This window comes from Streptomyces sp. NPDC050264, from assembly GCF_040655895.1.
In the GTDB taxonomy this organism is placed as follows: Bacteria; Actinomycetota; Actinomycetes; order Streptomycetales; family Streptomycetaceae; genus Streptomyces.
The window spans coordinates 231951-249151 of sequence record NZ_JBFAKV010000002.1 but is presented as its reverse complement, the minus strand read 5'-3'; the positions used below and the strand labels follow the sequence as shown (position 1 = coordinate 249151).

At 70.9% G+C, this 17201-nt stretch carries 13 protein-coding genes; 2 read left to right on the top strand and 11 right to left on the bottom strand.

Features of this window, described 5'->3' with window-relative positions; genetic code table 11:
• From AB0J02_RS03905 to AB0J02_RS03865, 9 genes are all read right to left on the bottom strand, one after another.
• Window positions 1-541, bottom strand: a 541-nt coding sequence (locus tag AB0J02_RS03905) for a UbiA family prenyltransferase (RefSeq protein WP_363191954.1), incomplete at its 3' end; no start/stop codon positions are given.
• Window positions 538-1698, bottom strand: a complete 1161-nt coding sequence (locus AB0J02_RS03900; protein WP_363191953.1) for an inositol-3-phosphate synthase — start codon at window positions 1696-1698, stop codon at window positions 538-540. The genes AB0J02_RS03905 and AB0J02_RS03900, both read right to left, overlap by 4 nt.
• Window positions 1699-1864: 166 nt before the next feature.
• Complete coding sequence (locus AB0J02_RS03895) at window positions 1865-5587, bottom strand: ThuA domain-containing protein (protein WP_363191952.1); 3723 nt, start codon at window positions 5585-5587, stop codon at window positions 1865-1867.
• A gap of 276 nt (window positions 5588-5863) precedes the next feature.
• Window positions 5864-6862 carry a sugar phosphate isomerase/epimerase family protein gene (locus tag AB0J02_RS03890; protein ID WP_363191951.1) on the bottom strand — a complete coding sequence of 333 codons (999 nt, stop codon included), beginning with the start codon at window positions 6860-6862 and terminating at the stop codon, window positions 5864-5866.
• 14 nt (window positions 6863-6876) lie between these two features.
• Window positions 6877-8034, bottom strand: a complete 1158-nt coding sequence (locus AB0J02_RS03885) for a Gfo/Idh/MocA family oxidoreductase (protein WP_363192195.1) — start codon at window positions 8032-8034, stop codon at window positions 6877-6879.
• 142 nt (window positions 8035-8176) lie between these two features.
• Entirely contained in the window at window positions 8177-9226 is a 1050-nt protein-coding gene (locus AB0J02_RS03880; protein WP_363191950.1) for a substrate-binding domain-containing protein, read from the bottom strand.
• A gap of 26 nt (window positions 9227-9252) precedes the next feature.
• A complete protein-coding gene (locus AB0J02_RS03875; RefSeq protein WP_363191949.1) occupies window positions 9253-10263 on the bottom strand; it encodes an ABC transporter permease in 1011 nt (336 codons plus the stop codon).
• A gap of 73 nt (window positions 10264-10336) precedes the next feature.
• A complete protein-coding gene (locus AB0J02_RS03870) occupies window positions 10337-11827 on the bottom strand; it encodes a sugar ABC transporter ATP-binding protein (protein WP_363192194.1) in 1491 nt (496 codons plus the stop codon).
• 124 nt (window positions 11828-11951) lie between these two features.
• Window positions 11952-13133 (bottom strand): ROK family transcriptional regulator, encoded by a 1182-nt coding sequence (locus AB0J02_RS03865; RefSeq protein ID WP_363191948.1) that lies wholly within the window; start codon window positions 13131-13133, stop codon window positions 11952-11954.
• 286 nt (window positions 13134-13419) lie between these two features.
• Between AB0J02_RS03865 and AB0J02_RS03860 the strand changes: the two genes are divergently transcribed.
• Together AB0J02_RS03860 and AB0J02_RS03855 are read left to right on the top strand one after the other, a co-directional pair.
• Entirely contained in the window at window positions 13420-14658 is a 1239-nt protein-coding gene (locus AB0J02_RS03860) for a low temperature requirement protein A (protein WP_363191947.1), read from the top strand.
• 65 nt (window positions 14659-14723) lie between these two features.
• Window positions 14724-15314, top strand: coding sequence for a TIGR03086 family metal-binding protein (locus tag AB0J02_RS03855; RefSeq protein ID WP_363191946.1), 591 nt, complete (start codon window positions 14724-14726; stop codon window positions 15312-15314).
• Here the strand turns inward: AB0J02_RS03855 and AB0J02_RS03850 are convergent.
• Window positions 15311-15994, bottom strand: a complete 684-nt coding sequence (locus AB0J02_RS03850) for a GntR family transcriptional regulator (RefSeq protein WP_363191945.1) — start codon at window positions 15992-15994, stop codon at window positions 15311-15313. The genes AB0J02_RS03855 and AB0J02_RS03850 overlap by 4 nt on opposite strands.
• 204 nt (window positions 15995-16198) lie before the next feature.
• On the bottom strand, window positions 16199-17146 hold the full coding sequence (locus AB0J02_RS03845; RefSeq protein ID WP_363191944.1) for a beta-ketoacyl-ACP synthase III: 948 nt from the start codon (window positions 17144-17146) through the stop codon (window positions 16199-16201).
• Window positions 17147-17201: the final 55 nt, after the last annotated feature.

The following is a 17201-nucleotide window of genomic DNA, read 5'->3' as shown; positions in this document are numbered from 1 at the left end:
CGCCAGCGCCAGCGCCAGCGTCAGCGCGAACACCGGTACCAGCACCGCCACCAGCACTGAAGCCGCCACCGGTCCCGACCCTGCCCCGCTGCGAACCCGCCGCGCCCAGGAGTACGTCCAGGCCCCGGGCCGCGCCCATCGCCAGCGGGCCCGCCGGGGTTCGCTTCAAACCCAGGTCGTATGCCCAGACGGTCGCAGCCAGCGCCGTGCCGAGGAGGCCCGCGGCGCGGCTCGCGCGGAAGGCCAGGCCCACGCCCGCGCCGGTGAAGGCGACCGCGGCGGTCAGGGCCGCGGCCGGGTGGACGCGTCCCGAGGGGATCGGGCGGTGGGGGCGGTCGACGGCGTCCTCGGCGCGGTCCGCCCAGTCGTTGAGGGTCATGCCCGCCTCGTACAGGCACAGCGAGGAGCCGATGGCGAGGAGGGTGCCGCGGCCGGGACGGACACCGAGCGCGGCCGCGCCCGCGAGGGCGTCGCCGGGGACGGTGAACAGGGCGGGAAGACGCAGGAGTTCGGCCCAGGCGCGCCGTCGCCCGCCGCTCATCGGGGGTCTCGCAGCCGCCGGCCGAAGTCCACCAGTGCGGCGAACTGCTCGCCGAGCGCCGACGAGGCGTCTCCGTCCGGGTCCTTGAAGTAGAAGCCCAGTTCCGGGCGCGGGCCGGTCAGTCCGACGTCGGCGGCGCGGAGAAGGAGCCGGGCCAGGTCGAGGACGAGGGGCGCGGCGAGGGCCGAGTCGCAGCCCTGCCAGGTGGTCTGGAGGACCATGCGCGCACCGAGGAAGCCGTCGAAGGCGATGTGGTCCCAGGCCGTCTTCCAGTCGCCGAGTGCCGGTACGTCGTCGATGTGGACCTCGCCCTGGGGCGCGGTGCCGAGGGTGTCGGCGAGGACGCGTTCCTTGCCGGCGTTCTTGGCGGCGGCCGCGGCGGGATCGGCGAGGGCGGCGCCGTCGCCGCCGCCGAGCAGGTTGGTGCCGGACCAGGCGCGCACGGCGAGGGCGCGCTGCAGGAACATCGGGCCGAGCACGGAGCGCAGCAGGGTCTGGCCGGTCTTGCCGTCGCGGCCCGCGTAAGGGACGGAGGCAGCGGCGGCGGTGGCCGTCAGAGCCGGGTGGTGCAGGCCCGTGGAGGGGGTGAAGTTGACGTAGGGGCAGCCGGCGCGGAGGGCGGCAGCGGCGTAGAGCGAGCTGGGCGGGAGCACGGCGTCGGCGGAGGGTGCCGGTTCGGTCGAGGCGACGTTCACGACGACGGCGCCCGCCAGGCCCTGGGCGCGTACGAAGTCACGTATGTCCGTGGCGAACGACTCGATCAGCTCGTCCTGCGTGCGGCCGTCGTCGTGGCCGGGCAGTGGGCCGCCGGGCCTGATCTCCCGGTCGGCGGCGGCCAGTTCGGCGGTCACGGCGGCGGGCAGGCCGTGCGGCAGGACGCCGCCGGCGGCGAGGTGTTCGGCGCGTTTGGGCAGCGGGCAGTCGAGGGTGTCGTGGCCGCCGAAGACGAGCGAAGACAACGTTGGCAGACCCGCGTCGGCGAAGGGGGTGGTCTCGGTGACCATGCCGGTCGGCGGGTGCAGGCCCGCGGCGACGGCCGCGCAGCCGGCGATCGCGGTGGTGGCGACGGAGCCGCGTGCTCCGATGAGCCAGACACCGAAGCGCGGGGTGGGGGACGGGGTGGGGAGGGGGGAAGGGAAGGACGGTTCGGCGGACATGGGCAGCCTCCTTGTCGAACACGAACCGGGGTCGAACACGGACCGGGGGTTGGCCGTGATCCGGGGGTTGTACGTGATCCGGGGATTGAGCGGCGCCGGAGAGGGCCGTGCGGTGTGCCGGGTGAGACGGCGGGCGGAGGTCCGGCGTCCTCCGCCCGCCGCCGTTCTAGTCGCCCGTGGTGGGCAGTTCCTTGAGCTGGATGTCGCGGTAGGAGACCTGGTCGTCGGCGCCGTGGTTCTGGATGCCGATGTAGCCGTCGGTCAGGCTCCGCTCAGGGTCCTTGTTGGTGAAGTCGTTGATCTTGACTCCGTTGAGGAACACCTGGAGGCGTTCGCCCTGGACCTTGATCTCGTAGGAGTTCCACTGGCCCGGCGGGCGCAGGACCTGGTCACGGGCCTTGATGTTCGCCGCCTTGAACGTGTAGATCGAACCGGTGGTGCGGTCCGCCGCGTCCGTGGCGTCGATCTGGATCTCGTAGCCCTTGTTCACCGCGGACCAGGGGTCGTCGGAGGCGGGGAAGCCCACGAAGACACCGGAGTTGTCGTCGCCCTGCATCTTCCAGTCGAGCTTGAGCGAGTACGACTTCAGCTCCTTGGCCTGGTACCAGAGCAGGCCCATGCCGCCCTCGGTCTCCAGGGCGCCGTCCTTGATGTTGAACGTGCCGGGGCCGGCCTGCTTCCAGCCGTCGAGGGACTGGCCGTTGAAGATCGGCCGGTAGTCCTTGTTCGGCTTGCAGTCCGCCTTGACCTGACCGCTGGCGTACTTCAGGCCGCCGAGCAGGTGGGCACGGTAGGCGTCGTCCGCGTAGGACTCCTTCGTGTGGCCGAGGCCGGTGTAGAAGGAGCGGCCGCCGCCGTAGCTCTGGCACCAGGCGATCGGGTGGTCGCCCTTCATATTGCCGCCCTGGTACGTCGTCTCGTCGAGCGAGGCGAGCACGTGGACCTTGTCACGCGGGTTGGTGCGGTAGTTGTACAGCTCGTCGGTGCGCTCCCAGGCCTGGCCGAGGTGCGCGGTGGCCGGGTTGGCGGAGTCCTCGACGCGCACGGTGGCCTTCTGGATGGCCGGGTGCGAGTCGAAGTAGGCGCCGACGAGACCGCCGTAGTACGACCAGTCGTACTCGGTGTCGGCGGCGGCGTGGACGCCCATGTAGCCGCCGCCGTTGGCGATGAAGCCCTCGAAGGCCTTCTGCTGGGTGTCGTCGAGGACGTCACCCGTGGTCGACATGAAGACGACCGCGTCGTAGCGGGCGAGGTTGTTGGTGGTGAACTGGGCGGCGGACTCGGTGGCGTCGACGGTGATGTCGCTGCTCGCGCCGAGTTCCTTCAGGGCGGCGATGCCCTCGGGGATCGCGTCGTGGCGGAAGCCGGCCGTCTTGGAGAAGACGAGGACCCGCTTGGCGCCCTTCACCGGGGCGTCGCTGGAGATCTCGAAGTCGTCGACGTCGTAGAGCGCGCCGTCACCGCCCTTGAAGACGAGGTACAGGTCCGTCGTCTTCTTGGGGACGTTCTTCAGCGGGACGTCGATGTTCTGGAAGGTCTCCCAGCTGCCGGTGACCGGGACCGGGGCGGAGCCGAGCAGGGTGCCCGTCGCCGATCCGGTGCGCACCTCCAGGAAGCCGCCCGCGCCGCCGGAGGAGATCCGGGCGGTGAGCTTCTTGGCTCCGGTGAGGTTGTAGGGCGTGAAGGAGATCCAGTCGCCGTCCTGGATGTCACCGACGGTCCGGCCGCCGTTGGCCTCGGTCTTGCTCTGCAGCGTGGTGCCCTGCTGCTCGGTGTAGTGCTCGGCCTGGCGGTGGCGCGGCTGGAGCTGGACCTGGTCGTGCGTGGTGAGCGCGGCCTGACCGCCCCCGCCGCCGTCGGTGTACTCGGCGTCGAGCACGCCGTAGATGTTGGCGTTCGGGTCGTGCTCGGCGTCGGCGGGCGCGGTGATGGTGCCTTCGCAGCCGTTGGCCGAGGTGATGGCGTGGGCGTGGTTGTCGTGGCCGAGGAGGTAGCGCACGGTGACCTTGGAGCAGTCGATCGCGCCGTCCTCGGGGTCGCTCACGGCCACCTTGAACGGGATCGTGTCGCCGAACTTGAAGAGCGACCCATTGGGCGGGTTCTGGAACGTGACCGAGGGGGCGGTGTTGCCGACGACGATGCGGACGTTGGCGGACCCGGTGCGGCCGGTTCCGTCGTCACCGGTGACCGTGACCACGTACGTGCCGTCCTTGCGGTACGTGTGGCTGGGGCTGGCGCCGGTGCCCTTGGTGCCGTCGCCGAAGTCCCAGCTGTACGTGATGGAGTCGTTGTCGGCGTCGGTGCCGGTCGCCGTGAAGGTGGTGCGCAGGGGCGACTGGCCGGAGGTCCTGGAGGCCTTCGCCTCGACGATCGGCGAGTGGCCGCCGGTGGCGTTCTCGATGCGGTACAGCGCCGAGTGCTCGTCACCGCCGAACCAGGAGAGGCCGTAGTCGAGGACGTAGAGCGCACCGTCGGGGCCGAAGGCGCTGTCCATGACCTGGGTGCCGGACCACGGGAAGTCGTTGATCTTCGAGACGTTCCCGGAGCCGTCCTGCTCGATCCGCTTGATCCACTGGCGGCCGAACTCGGTGGCGAAGAAGTCGCCGTCGTACTCCTCGGGGAACTTCACCGGGGAGTCGAGGTTCGGGTCGTAGTGGTAGACCGGGCCGGCCATCGGCGACTCGGAGCCGGAGCCGAACTCGGGCACGGAGGCGTTGTCGTACGGGATCCAGGCGGGCTGGGCGGCCGGCAGGTCGGTGATGCCGGTGTTGTTCGGCGAGGTGTTCTTCGGTGCGTTGCAGTCGAAGGACGCGCCGGACGCCTTCGTGCCGAAGTCGTAGTCGACGTAGGCGTCGTTGTTGCCGGTGCAGTACGGCCAGCCGAAGTTGCCCGCCTTGGTGATCTTGGCGAACTCGACCTGTCCGGCGGGTCCGCGCTTGGGGTCGGCGGCGCCGGCGTCCGGCCCGTAGTCACCGACATAGACGGTGCCGGTCGGCTTGTCGACGCTGATGCGGAACGGGTTGCGGAAGCCCATCGCGTAGATCTCGGGGCGGGTCTTCTCGGTGCCCGGCGCGAAGAGGTTGCCCGCCGGGATGTCGTAGCTGCCGTCCGCCTTGACCTTGATGCGCAGGACCTTGCCGCGCAGGTCGTTGGTGTTGCCCGAGCTGCGCTGCGCGTCGAAGGCCGGGTTGCGGTCGGCGCGCTCGTCGAGGGGGCTGTAGCCGTCGGAGGCGAAGGGGTTGGTGTCGTCGCCGGTCGACAGGTACAGGTTGCCGTCGGCGTCGAAGTCGACGTCGCCGCCGACGTGGCAGCAGGTGCCGCGGGAGGTCTTGACCTCCAGGACGTTCTTCTCGCTGGCCTTGTCGAGGGTGCCGTCCTCCTTGAGGACGAAGCGGGCGAGGCGGTTCACACCGTCGAACTTGGCGAAGTCCGCGGCCGTGCCGTTCTCGGGGGCGTCCCCGGCCGGGGTGGACAGCGGCGGCGCGTAGTAGAGGTAGATGAACCGGTTGTCCTTGAAGCCCGGGTCGACGCCGACGCCCTGGAGGCCTTCCTCGTCGTGGTCGTACACGTCGAGCTTGCCGGCGACGGAGGTGCTGCCGCCCGCGTCGGTCACCCGCAGTGTGCCGTCGCGCGAGGTGTGCAGGACGCTGCGGTCCGGGAGGACGGCCAGCGACATCGGTTCGCCGGTCTCGTCCGCGCCCTTGGCGAGGGTGACCTGCTGGAAGTCGGATTCGGCGGCGGGCGCGTCCGGCTCCGGGTGGGCGCTCGCCGTGCCCGGCACGGACAGCGCCAGGGACGAGCCGACCAGCACGGAGCCGGTGAGCAGGGCGAGGGTGGTGCGGAGTCTGGAGCGCCTGGTGGTGCTGCGGGTGTTTCTGCTTCTGTGCACGAAGTCCCTCCGGGAACGGGGTGGGCCGTACGGAATGGATGCGAAGACGTGCGGTGCGGGCGCCGGGGTGCGCCGTCACCCCGGAGGCGTATGTGACCTGAACACTTCAGCGACACTGCAGGGACGGTAGCCGCGTTCGTCCGGGGCGAACACCCCTTGCGTCAGTACTGGTTGAGCTTTTTCCCATCGCAGGACAAAGCGGGGTGCGGGCAGGCCGGACCGGGGACCGGCGGTGGCTCCGGCCCCCTCCCCCGGCCCGCGGCGGCGGGCGTCCCCTCAGTTGTTGAACGCGGCGTCGAAGGACGCGCTCGGCGGCTCGAAGTCGAGCTTGCGCAGATGGCTCAGCGCCTCGGGGGCGCCCTGGAGCCGGTCCATGCCGGCGTCCTCCCACTCCACCGAGATCGGACCTTGGTAGTCGATCGAGCGGAGCATGCGGAAGACGTCCTCCCAGGGCACGTCCCCGTGGCCCGCGGAGACGAAGTCCCAGCCGCGGCGCGGGTCGCCCCACGGCAGATGGGAGCCGAGGCGCCCGTTGCGGCCGTCGAGGCGGCGCCGGGCCTCCTTGCAGTCCACGTGGTAGATGCGGTCGCGGAAGTCCCACAGGAAGCCGACGGGGTCGAGGTCCTGCCAGACGAAGTGCGACGGGTCGAAATTGAGGCCGAAGGCCGGGCGGTGGCCGACCGCGGCCAGCGCCTTGTGCGTCGTCCAGTAGTCGTACGCGATCTCGCTCGGGTGCACCTCGTGCGCGAACCGCACGCCCTGCTCGTCGAAGACGTCGAGGATCGGGTTCCAGCGCGTGGCGAAGTCCTCGTAGCCACGCTCGATCATCGCCTCGGGAGCCGGCGGGAACATCGCGACCAGATGCCAGATCGACGAGCCGGTGAAGCCGATGACGGTGTCGACGCCGAAGGCGGCGGCCGCGCGGGCCGTGTCCTCGATCTCGGCTGCGGCGCGCTGCCGTACGCCTTCCGCCTCGCCGTCGCCCCAGATCCGGGCGGGCAGGATCGCCTCGTGGCGCTCGTCGATGATGGCGTCGCAGACCGCCTGGCCCACCAGGTGGTTGGAGATCGCGAAGCACTTGAGGCCATACTTGTCGAGCAGCGCGTGGCGCGATGCCAGATAGGCCGGGTCGGACAGGGCCTTGTCGACCTCGAAGTGATCGCCCCAGCAGGCGAGTTCGAGTCCCTCGTACCCGAAGTCGCGGGCGAGTCGGCAGACTTCTTCGAGCGGCAGATCGGCCCACTGTCCGGTGAAGAGCGTGAACTGGCGTGGCACGGTACGGGACCTCCTCAGGCCGACGTGACGGGTACGGGGGTGTAGACGGAGTTCTTCGCCGCGCTCTCCTCGACCGCCGCGAGAACGCGCTGCACCTGCAGGCCGTCGGCGAACGACGGTGCGGGGGCGGTGCCTTCGGCGATGGCGTGCACCAGGTCGCGGGCCTGGTGCGCGAAGGTGTGCTCGTAGCCGAGGCCGTGACCCGGCGGCCACCAGGCCTCCAGGTAGGGGTGCTCGGGCTCGGTGACGAGGATGCGGCGGAAGCCGGCGCTGACCCCGGGTTCGGTCTGGTCGTGGAAGTAGAGCTCGTTGAGCCGCTCCAGTTCGAAGTACAACGAGCCGCGCTCACCGTTGAGTTCGACCTTCAGCGCGTTCTTGCGGCCGGTCGCGAAGCGTGTCGCTTCAAAGGAGGCGAGGGCGCCGGAGGCGAAGCGGCCGGTGAACAGCGCCGCGTCGTCGACGGTGACCTGTCCGAGGGCGCCTCCCCCGGCCGCCGAGAGGCCGACCGAGGCGCCCTCCAGGACGGGGCGTTCGCGGACGAACGTCTCGGTGAGGGCCGAGACGCCCGCCACCGGCTCGCCCGCCACGTACTGGGCCAGGTCGACGGCGTGCGCGCCCAGGTCGCCGAGCGCGCCCGAGCCCGCGTACGGCTTCTGCAGCCGCCAGGTCAGCGGGAAGGCGGGGTCGACGAGCCAGTCCTGGAGGTAGCTGACGCGCACGTGCCGCAGGGTGCCGATCCGGCCGTCCGCGACCATGCGGCGGGCCAGGGCGATGGCGGGCACCCGCCGGTAGTTGAAGCCGGTCATCGCCACCAGGCCGCGCTGCTGGGCCTGTTGGGCGACCTCGGTCATCGCCTCCGCCTCCTCGACGGAGTTGGCGAGAGGCTTCTCGCACAGCACGTGCTTGCCCGCTTCGAGGGCCGCGATGGCGATCTCGGCGTGGCTGTCGCCGGGCGTGCAGATGTCGACGAGGTCGACGTCGTCGCGCTCGATGAGCACCCGCCAGTCCGTCTCGGCGGCGGCCCAGCCGAGCCGGTCGGCCGCGGCGCGCACGGCCGAGCCGTCGCGGCCGCAGACCGCGGCGAGCCGGGGTTCGAGCGGCAGGTCGAAGACCCGGCCCACGGTGCGCCACCCCTGCGAGTGGGCGGCGCCCATGAACGCGTAGCCGACCATGCCGACCCCCAGGACCGGCTTCGCCTCTCCGTCGTTGTCGACGCCGCCCGTTTCGCGAGCCGTCGTACCCGTGCTGCTGCCTGCCATGCGGAAGTCCTCCTGGTCCACGCGGTGATCGCCAGATGCCTCGTGCCGGCGCCCGTCACTTGAATCCGGTCGGCATGTACTGGTCGATGTTGTCCTTGTCGACGACCGCGGAGAACAGGGTCACGTGGGCGGGGATCTCGAACTCGGCCATGCCGCTGATCCCCTTGCCCTGGCCGAGCGCGCGGGCCAGGTCGATGGCGGACGCGGCCATGGTGGGCGGGTACAGGACGGTGGCCTTCAGGACGCTGTCGTCGGCCTCGATGGCCTGCATGGCGGAGAGGGCGCCCGCGCCGCCGACCATCAGGAAGCCGTCGCGGCCCGCCTGCTTGATGGCGCGCAGGGCGCCGACACCCTGGTCGTCGTCGTGGTTCCACAGCGCGTCGAAACTCTTCTGCGCCTGCAGCAGCTGGGCCATCTTGGCCTGCCCGGACTCGACGGTGAAGTCGGCGGCCTGGCGGGCCACCTTCTCGATGTTCGGGTAGTTCTTCAGGGCGTCGTCGAACCCTTGCGAGCGCTGCTTGGTCAGTTCGAGGTTGTCGATCCCGGCGAGCTCGATGACCTTCGCGTTCTTCTTGTCCTTGAGCTTCTCGCCGATGTAGTTGCCGGCGCTCAGACCCATGCCGTAGTTGTCGCCGCCGACCCAGCAGCGGTACGCCTGCGGGGTGTTGAAGATGCGGTCGAGGTTGACGACGGGGATGCCGGCGCGCATCGCCTTGAGCCCCACCTGCGTCAGCGCCTTGCCGTCGGCCGGCAGTACGACGAGGACGTCGACCTTCTTGTTGATGAGCGTCTCGACCTGGCCGATCTGGGCGGCGGTGTCGTTCGAGCCCTCGGTGGCTTCGAGGGTGACGTCGGCGTACTTCTTCGCCCGCTCCTTGGCGTTCTCGTTGATGGCGTTGAGCCAGCCGTGGTCGGCCTGCGGTCCGGCGAAGCCGATCGTGACCTGCTTGCCCTTCTTGTCGTCCGCGACCGCCTGGTCCGCGGCCTTGCTGCTGTCGTTGCCGTCGCTGGGCTCGTTGCTGGTGCAGGCCGTGAGCAGGCCGCCTGTGGTGACGGCCGCGGCCGCGCCGAACAGGAGTCCTCTACGGCTCGTGATCTCTGGCATGGCGTCCCTTTCCGGGGCTGGAGAGGTCAGGAGTGGGTGTTCGCTGTACGTCGCTGGACCAGGACCGCGGCGACGATGATCGCGCCCTTGGCGATCTCCTGGACGTCGCTCTGGAGGTTGTTCAGCGCGAAGATGTTGGTGATCGTGGTGAAGATCAGGACACCGAGGACGGAGCCGACGATGGTGCCGCGGCCGCCGGTGAGCAGGGTGCCGCCGATGATGGCGGCGGCGATGGCGTCGAGTTCGTACAGGTTGCCGTTGGTGTTCTGGCCCGAACCGGCCAGCACGATCAGCAGGAACGCGGCGATGCCGCAGCACAGGCCGGACAGCAGGTAGAGGTAGAGACGCTGCCGGCGTACGTCGATGCCGGCGAGCCGGGCGGCTTCCGCGTTGCCGCCGACGGCCACCGAGCGGCGGCCGAACGTGGTGCGGTTCAGGACGAGCCAGCCGATGACCGTGACCGCGGCGAAGACGAGGACGAGCGGCGGGATGCCGAGGATGTAGGCATCGCGCTCTCCGAGCTTCAACACGCTGTCCACGTCGACCACTTGGGTCTTGCCGTCGGTGATCTGGAGAGCGAGGCCGCGGCCCGAGGCGAGCATCGCGAGGGTGGCGATGAAGGGGACCATGCCGCCGTACGCGATGAGGACGCCGTTGACGAGTCCGCAGCCCACACCGACGACGATCGCGGTGAACAGGATGCCGATGAAGCCGTACTCCTGGGTGGCGACCGTCGTGGCCCAGCAGCTGGCCAGCGCGACGATCGCACCGACGGAGAGGTCGATGCCGCCGGAGATGATCACGAAGGTCATACCGACGGTGACCACGCCGATGACGGAGGCCTGGGTCAGGATGAGCTGGACGTTGTCGGTGTCCAGGAAGGAGTCGGGCTGGGTGATGCCGCCGACGACGATCAGGGCGGCGAGGACGCCGAGCAGGGAGAGGGTGCGGATGTCCATGCGGACGGCTTTGACGGTCTTGGTGGCCGCGGCGCGCTTGGGCTCCGCCGGGCGGGTTGGGGTGGCGGGCTGCGTCATGGCGCCGAGGTCCCTTCTGATCGGGGTCGTCTGTGCGGCAGGGCTGGTGTGCGGGCGGGTGAGACGGGCCGCGTCATGACGCCGGGGTTCCTTCCATGACCAGGTCCAGGACCCGGTGTTCCGTCAGCTCCCGGGCCGGGGCCTCGTGGACGACGCGTCCCTCGCGCAGGACCAGGACGCGGTCCGCGAGGCCGAGGACCTCGGGCACCTCGCTGGAGACCAGGAGGACGGCGAGGCCGTCGTCGGCGAGGCGCCGGATGACCGCGTAGAGCTCGGCGCGGGCGCCGACGTCGACGCCGCGGGTCGGCTCGTCCAGGAGCAGGACCTTGCAGCCGCGGAGCAGCCAGCGGGCCAGCACGGCCTTCTGCTGGTTGCCGCCCGAGAGGGTGCGGACGGGGACGGAGGGGTTGTCCGGGCGGAGCGACAGCTCGCGGGTGGCCTGGAGCGCGGCCTTGCCCTCCCGTCCCCGGTCCACCCAACCCCCGTACGAAAAGCGGGACATGGAGGAGACGGAGACGTTGCGCGTCACGGATTCCAGCATCAGGAGTCCTTGGGCTTTGCGCTCCTCGGGTGCGAGACCGAGGCCCGCGCGGACCGCCGCGCGCACGCTGCCGGGACGCAACACCCGTCCCTCGACCGCGACCTGACCGCTCGTCGGTTTGCGGGCGCCGTAGATCGTCTCCAGGATCTCGGAGCGGCCGGAGCCGACCAGTCCGGCGAGACCGACGATCTCGCCGGGGCGGACGTCGAGGTCCAGTGGCTCGAACTCACCGTTCCTGGTGAGGTTTTGGACTCGTAGGACCGGCTCGGCCGTTGCCGCGGTCGTCGGCCGGTCCGGGAAGACGTACTCGACGTTGCGGCCCGTCATCAGCGACACGACGTCACGGGTCGGCGTGTCCTTCGCGGGAAGCCCGCAGGCCACGGCCCGGCCGTCCTTGAGGACGGTGACACGGTCGCCGATGCGGCGGATCTCCTCCAGGCGGTGCGAGATGTAGACGACGGCGACGCCGTCCGCGGTGAGATCGCCGACGATGCGGAAGAGGTTCTCGACCTCGTCCGGGTCGAGCGCGGCGGACGGCTCGTCCATGACGATGAGCCGTACGTCGTGGGAGAGCGCGCGGGCCATCGAGACGATCTGCTGCCCGGCGGCGGAGAGGTCCCCCACCAGCGTGCCGGGGGCGATCTCGCCGTGGCCGAGCCGCTTGAGCAGGGCTGCCGTGGCCGCCTTCGCGTCCCGTCCCCGCACGACGAATCCCGCCGAGGTCGGCTCGTGGCCGAGGAAGACGTTCTCCGCCACCGACAGGCCTTCGACCAGGTCGAGTTCCTGATAGATGGTGGCGATGCCGAGGCGCATCGCGGCGATCGGTGAGCGCAGGGAGACCTGCTCCCCGCGCCAGGTGATGGCGCCCTCGTCGGGCTGGTGGGCGCCCGCGAGGACCTTGATGAGCGTGGACTTGCCCGCGCCGTTCTGGCCGAGCAGACAGTGCACCTCGCCCGCCCGGACCTCCAGGTCCACGCCGTCGAGGGCGCGTACGCCGGGGAACGTCTTGGTGATGCCGTCCATCGTGAGCAGCGGTGGTTCTGGTGCCGAAAGTGCCATGGCGGTTCCCCTAGCAGCGGGTGCGGGCCGGTTTCAGGGCAGGGCAGAGCAGGGCGCTGTGCTGGAGTGCGAAAGGGAGTGGTGCGTACTACGCGGGTGAGAACAGGTGGTCGCTGATCAGGCGGGCGCCGCCGATGACTCCGGCGGCGGGCCCCAACTCGCCCAGGACGATGGGAAGATTGCCGGTCGCCAGGGGAAGCGACTGACGGTAGACCTGGGTGCGCAGGGCGGCGAGGAGCGTGTGGCCGAGGCCGGTGACGCCGCCCCCGATGACGACCAGGCCGGGGTTGAAGAAGCTGACGAGCGACGCGATGACCTGGCCGGTACGGTTGCCGCCCTCACGGATGAGGTCGAGGGAGGTCCCGTCACCGGCGGCCGCGGCCACCGCGACATCGGCGGCGCTGAGCTTCCCGGACGCCTCCAGGCGTCCGGCGAGCTCGGGCGAACGGCCGTCGCGGGCGGCCTCCTCGGCGTCGCGGGCGAGCGCCGCGCCGCTGAAGTAGGCCTCCAGGCAGCCCTTGTTGCCGCAGGCGCACTGCCTGCCGTCGGGTTCGACCTGGATGTGCCCGATGTCGCCTGCCGAACCGGTCGTGCCGCGGTAGACCTCGCCGCCGACGACGATGCCGCAGCCGATACCGGTACCGATCTTGACGCAGAGGAAGTCGCGTGCGGAGCGGGCGACGCCCGCGTGCTGCTCCCCCACCGCCATGAGGTTCACGTCGTTGTCGACCATGACGGGGCAGCCCAGTTCCTGGCTGAGCGCCTCGCGGACCGGGAAGCCGTCCCAGCCGGGCATGATCGGCGGGGCGACCGGAACGCCTTCGGGGAAGCGGACCGGACCGGGCACGCCGATGCCCGCCCCGTCGAACCCCTCGGCGAGACCTGACGCCCTCAACTTGGCCGCCATGGCGAGTACTTGCTCGAAGACCGCGACCGGCCCCTCGCGTACGTCCATGGGCTGGGTGATGTGCCCGAGGACTTCCAGCTCGGCGTTGGTGACGGCGACGTCGACCGAGGTCGCGCCGATGTCGACGCCGAGGAAGCGGAGTTCGGGCGCGAGCCGGATGTTGTGGGAGCGACGGCCGCCGCGCGAAGCGGCGAGTCCGTCGGCGACCACGAGTCCGGTCTCCAGGAGGCGGTCCACTTCGACGGCCAGTTTGGAGCGTGACAGATCGATCTGATCGCCGAGCTGGGCCCGGGAGTTGGGCCCTCCGTCGCGCAGCAGTCGCAGCAAGCGCGCCTGGTGCGCGTTCGCGGGTCGAGCCGTCATGCGTCTCACGTGCCCCTCCCCGCCTCTTCGGGCTCCGGTGGACCGGCCGGCCGGCTCTGTGCCGTTCCGGCAAGCCGTTCTTTCGGCCAGTCGTTCTTTCGATGGGGAACGTAGCAGTGCCTGCCGGGTGTGGGAAGAAGTTGCGCAGGAATTACCCATGACTTTCTCCAGTCACAGGACAAAGATGGGTTCACGGTCGGCTCCCCGGGGTCCGCCTGCGCCGGACCCCAACGGCCCGTAGTCTGTCCGCCGCGACAACGCGCCACGTCACAGGGGGAGTTCGGACATGACGCCGGAGACGGCACCACCACGGCCCGGGACGAAGCCCGGCCGGCCGGAGGCCTCGATCACCCAGCGGGTCACCTCGCTGGAGCTCTTCTTCGACCTGGTCTTCGTCTATACGCTGACCCAGCTGACCGTGCTGATCGCGCACGACCTGTCGTGGCCCACGGCGGGCCGCGTGGTGCTCATCTTCACCGTCCTGTACTGGATGTACTCGGCCTACGCCTACCTCACCAACCAGGTGCCGCCGGACCGTCCCTCCCGCCGGGTGCTGATGCTGCTCGGCATGGCCGGGTTCCTCATCTGCGCCCTGTCGATCCCGCACGCCTTCGACCCGCACTCGAACGCGGGCGTCGTCTTCGGCCTCGGCCTCCTGCTGGTCGTCCTCGTCCACAGCGTCCTGTACACCCGCGGCCACGGCCGTGACACCGTCTGGTACGCGGTACCCAACTCCGCCGCCGCGCTGGCCGTGACAGGCGCGGGCCTGTGCACCGGGCTGCTCGCGGACGGCCTCTGGGTGCTGGCGATCGCCCTGCAGTTCCTGACGCCCCTGATGGCGGAGCACGGGCCGGCCCGCGGCTCGGGCCGTGCCACCTCCGAACTCCGGGCCCAGATGGGCGCGTTGCACCCCGGACACTTCGTGGAGCGGCACGGGCTGCTGCTGATCGTGTCGCTGGGCGAGTCCATCATCGCGATCGGGGTCGGCATCGGTGATCTGCCGTTCACGGCGAGCGTTTTCACCGGCGTCTTCCTGGCGCTCGCGCTCGCCGGGGCACTGTGGTGGACCTACTTCGTGCGCGACGAGGGCGGGGCCGAGCACGCCTTCGCCGCGACGCCGGCCGACCGGCGCTGGCGCCTCGCGATGACCGCCTACTACTACACGTTCCTGCCGATGCTGCTCGGCGTCGCGTTCCTCGCCGCCGGGATCAAGAAGTCGCTCGGGCACATCGGCGAGCATCTGCACACGGGCCCCGCGCTGGCGCTGGCGGGCGGCGTCGCGCTGTTCCTGGCGGGCGACGTGGCGTTCCGGTCGGCCATGCGGTTGTTCCCCGTGGGGTACCGGGCGCTCGCGGTGCCGGTGGCGCTCGCGACGGCGCTCCTCGGCATCCATGTGTCCGCGCTTGTTCAACTCCTGGGTCTGGTCGCCGCATTGGTGGTGATGCTGGCAGCCGAGGCCCGCTGGTCCCCTCGCGCGTCCACCGTCGCGGACGCCGCGACACCGGTCGGCACCGAGGGGACATGAAGACGCACAGCCGCGGGAACGTGTCCTGGCCGCCCGGGCCGGGGCGATTACTTGAGGGGTGGGCCTTGAGTCCGATCGATGGATACGAACTGCTGGAGCAGGCGCACGACTACCTGCGAGCCGCCGTGCGCGGGGTCCCGGCGGACGGCTGGGACCGGCCGACGCCGTGCACCGAGTGGACGGTCCGCCAGGTGCTGAACCATGCCCGCCTCGATCAGCAGGCGCTGGTGATGCGGCTGTCCGACACCCCGCCGACCGGCGACCCGTTCACGCCGCTGGATGTGCTCGGTCCGGATCCGGTCCGCGAGTTGGAGGAGGTGCTCGACGCGGTCACGGCGGCGTGGGAGTCCGTCGGCCGTGCGGCGACCGACGTCCCTACGCCCTTCGGGCCGGTCCCGGCATGGCTGGGCACGGCCGCCGCCGCCCTGGACGCGGGGGTGCACGCCTGGGACATCGCCCGGGCGACGGATCAGCCGCTGCCGCTGACGGACGAGCTGGCCGCCGGTCTCCAGGTCCCGGCCGACCATTTCGTCGAATTCGTCCGGAACACCTTCCACAAATACGCCCCGGCCGCCCCGGTCCAGGACGGCGCGGGCGCCGCGGCCCGCCTGCTGGCGTTCACGGGACGCGATCCCGGATGGAGATCGGAGGACTAGTCCTGGTCCTGGTTGCGGTGGTGGTACGTCTCGCGGGTGTGCTCCGTGTGGGACCGCATCACCGCCGTCGCCCGTGACTCGTCGCGGGCCGAGATCGCCGCGATGAGTTCGCGGTGCTCGATCCAGGACTGCTTGCCGCGCTGGCGGGCGACCGGCTGGTAGTACCAGCGGACGCGGGCGTCGACCTGGCCGGCGAGTTCGGCCAGGACCACGTTGCCCGCGAGTTCCATGACCTTCGCGTGGAACTCGGCGTTCGTCGCGACGACCAGGTCCACGTCGCCGTCGGCGACGGCCTGCTCGCCCTTGGCGCAGAGTGCCTCCAGGGCGGTGATCCCGGTCTTGCCCGCGTTGGCCGCGGCCAGCCGGGCGGCTTCGGCCTCCAACAGCGTACGGACGGTGAGGAGTTGGTCGGCCTCCTCCTCCGTCGGCTCGTGCACGAAGGCGCCCTGCGCGGGGCGCAGATCCACCCAGCCCTCGGTGTTCAGACGCTGCAGCGCCTCGCGCACCGGCTGGCGCGAGACACCGAGGTGCCCGGCCAGCTCGCTCTCGACGAGGTGCTGGCCGGGCTGGAGGGCGCGGGTCGTGATGAGTGCGAGCAGCGCCTCGTAGACCCGCTCGCGCAACGGGCCGGGGCGCTCGAGCTTGGGCACCGCCCCCTGCGGCAGTCCTGTGGACAACATCGCGGTCCCCCTCCTGGGCTTCGGAGCATCCGGCAAGCCGATTCCGATTCCGGTTCCCGATCCGGTGCCCGCCACCCATCGGGCCACGGAACGGATCGGAACACTCGATTGTCTTTGGAATACAGTTTACCGAGCACAATCGCTACCACCAGGGGCAGTTGGACTCGTCACACCTCGCGCATCCCACGTCACGGACAGCACATGTCACGGACAGCGCACGACCTGGCCCGCGTACGAGAGGTTCCCGCCGAAGCCGAAGAGGAGCGCGGGCGCCCCGCTCTGGACCTCACCTCGCTCGATCAGCTTGGACAGCGCCATCGGCACGCTCGCGGCGGAGGTGTTGCCGGAGTCGACGACATCCCGGGCGACCACCGCGTGCAGGGCGCCGATCTTCTCGGCGAGGGGCTCGATGATGCGCAGATTGGCCTGGTGCAGGACGACCGCGGCGAGGTCGGCCGGGTCGAGGCCGGCCCTCTCGCAGGCCTGGCGGGCGAGCGGCGGCAGCTGCCGGGTGGCCCAGCGGTAGACGGACTGGCCCTCCTGCGCGAAGCGCGCGGGTTCGCCCTCGATGCGTACGGCGTTACCCATCTCCGGCACGGAGCCCCACAGGACGGGGCCGATGCCGGGCTCCTCACCGTCGGCGCACGGCTCGACCACCACGGCCCCCGCGCCGTCGCCGACCAGGACGCAGGTGGAGCGGTCGGTCCAGTCGGTGACGGCCGACATCTTGTCCGCGCCGATGACGAGCGCGCGGGTGGCGGCCCCGGCGCGCAACGTGTGGTCGGCGGTGGCCAGGGCGTGCGTGAACCCGGCGCAGACGACGTTCAGGTCGAGCGCGGCCGGGGACGGGACGCCCAGGCGGTGGGCGACGCGGGCCGCCATGTTCGGGGAGCGGTCGACGGCCGTGGACGTGGCGACGATCACCAGGTCGATGGCGTCGGCGGTCAGGCCCGCCGCGGCCAGCGCCTTGGCCGCGGCGTGTGCGGCGAGCTCGTCGACCGGCTCGTCCGGGCCCGCGATGTGCCGGGTCCGGATGCCGACGCGGGAGCGGATCCACTCGTCGTCGGTGTCGACCATGCCCGCCAGTTCCTCGTTGGTGAGGATCCTGGCGGGCTGATAGTGGCCGATGCCGACGATGCGCGATCCGTTCATGGAGGTCCCCTCGTTGCCTGGCTCGCGGGCCGTGCGAGCCGCGGACGTTCCAGTG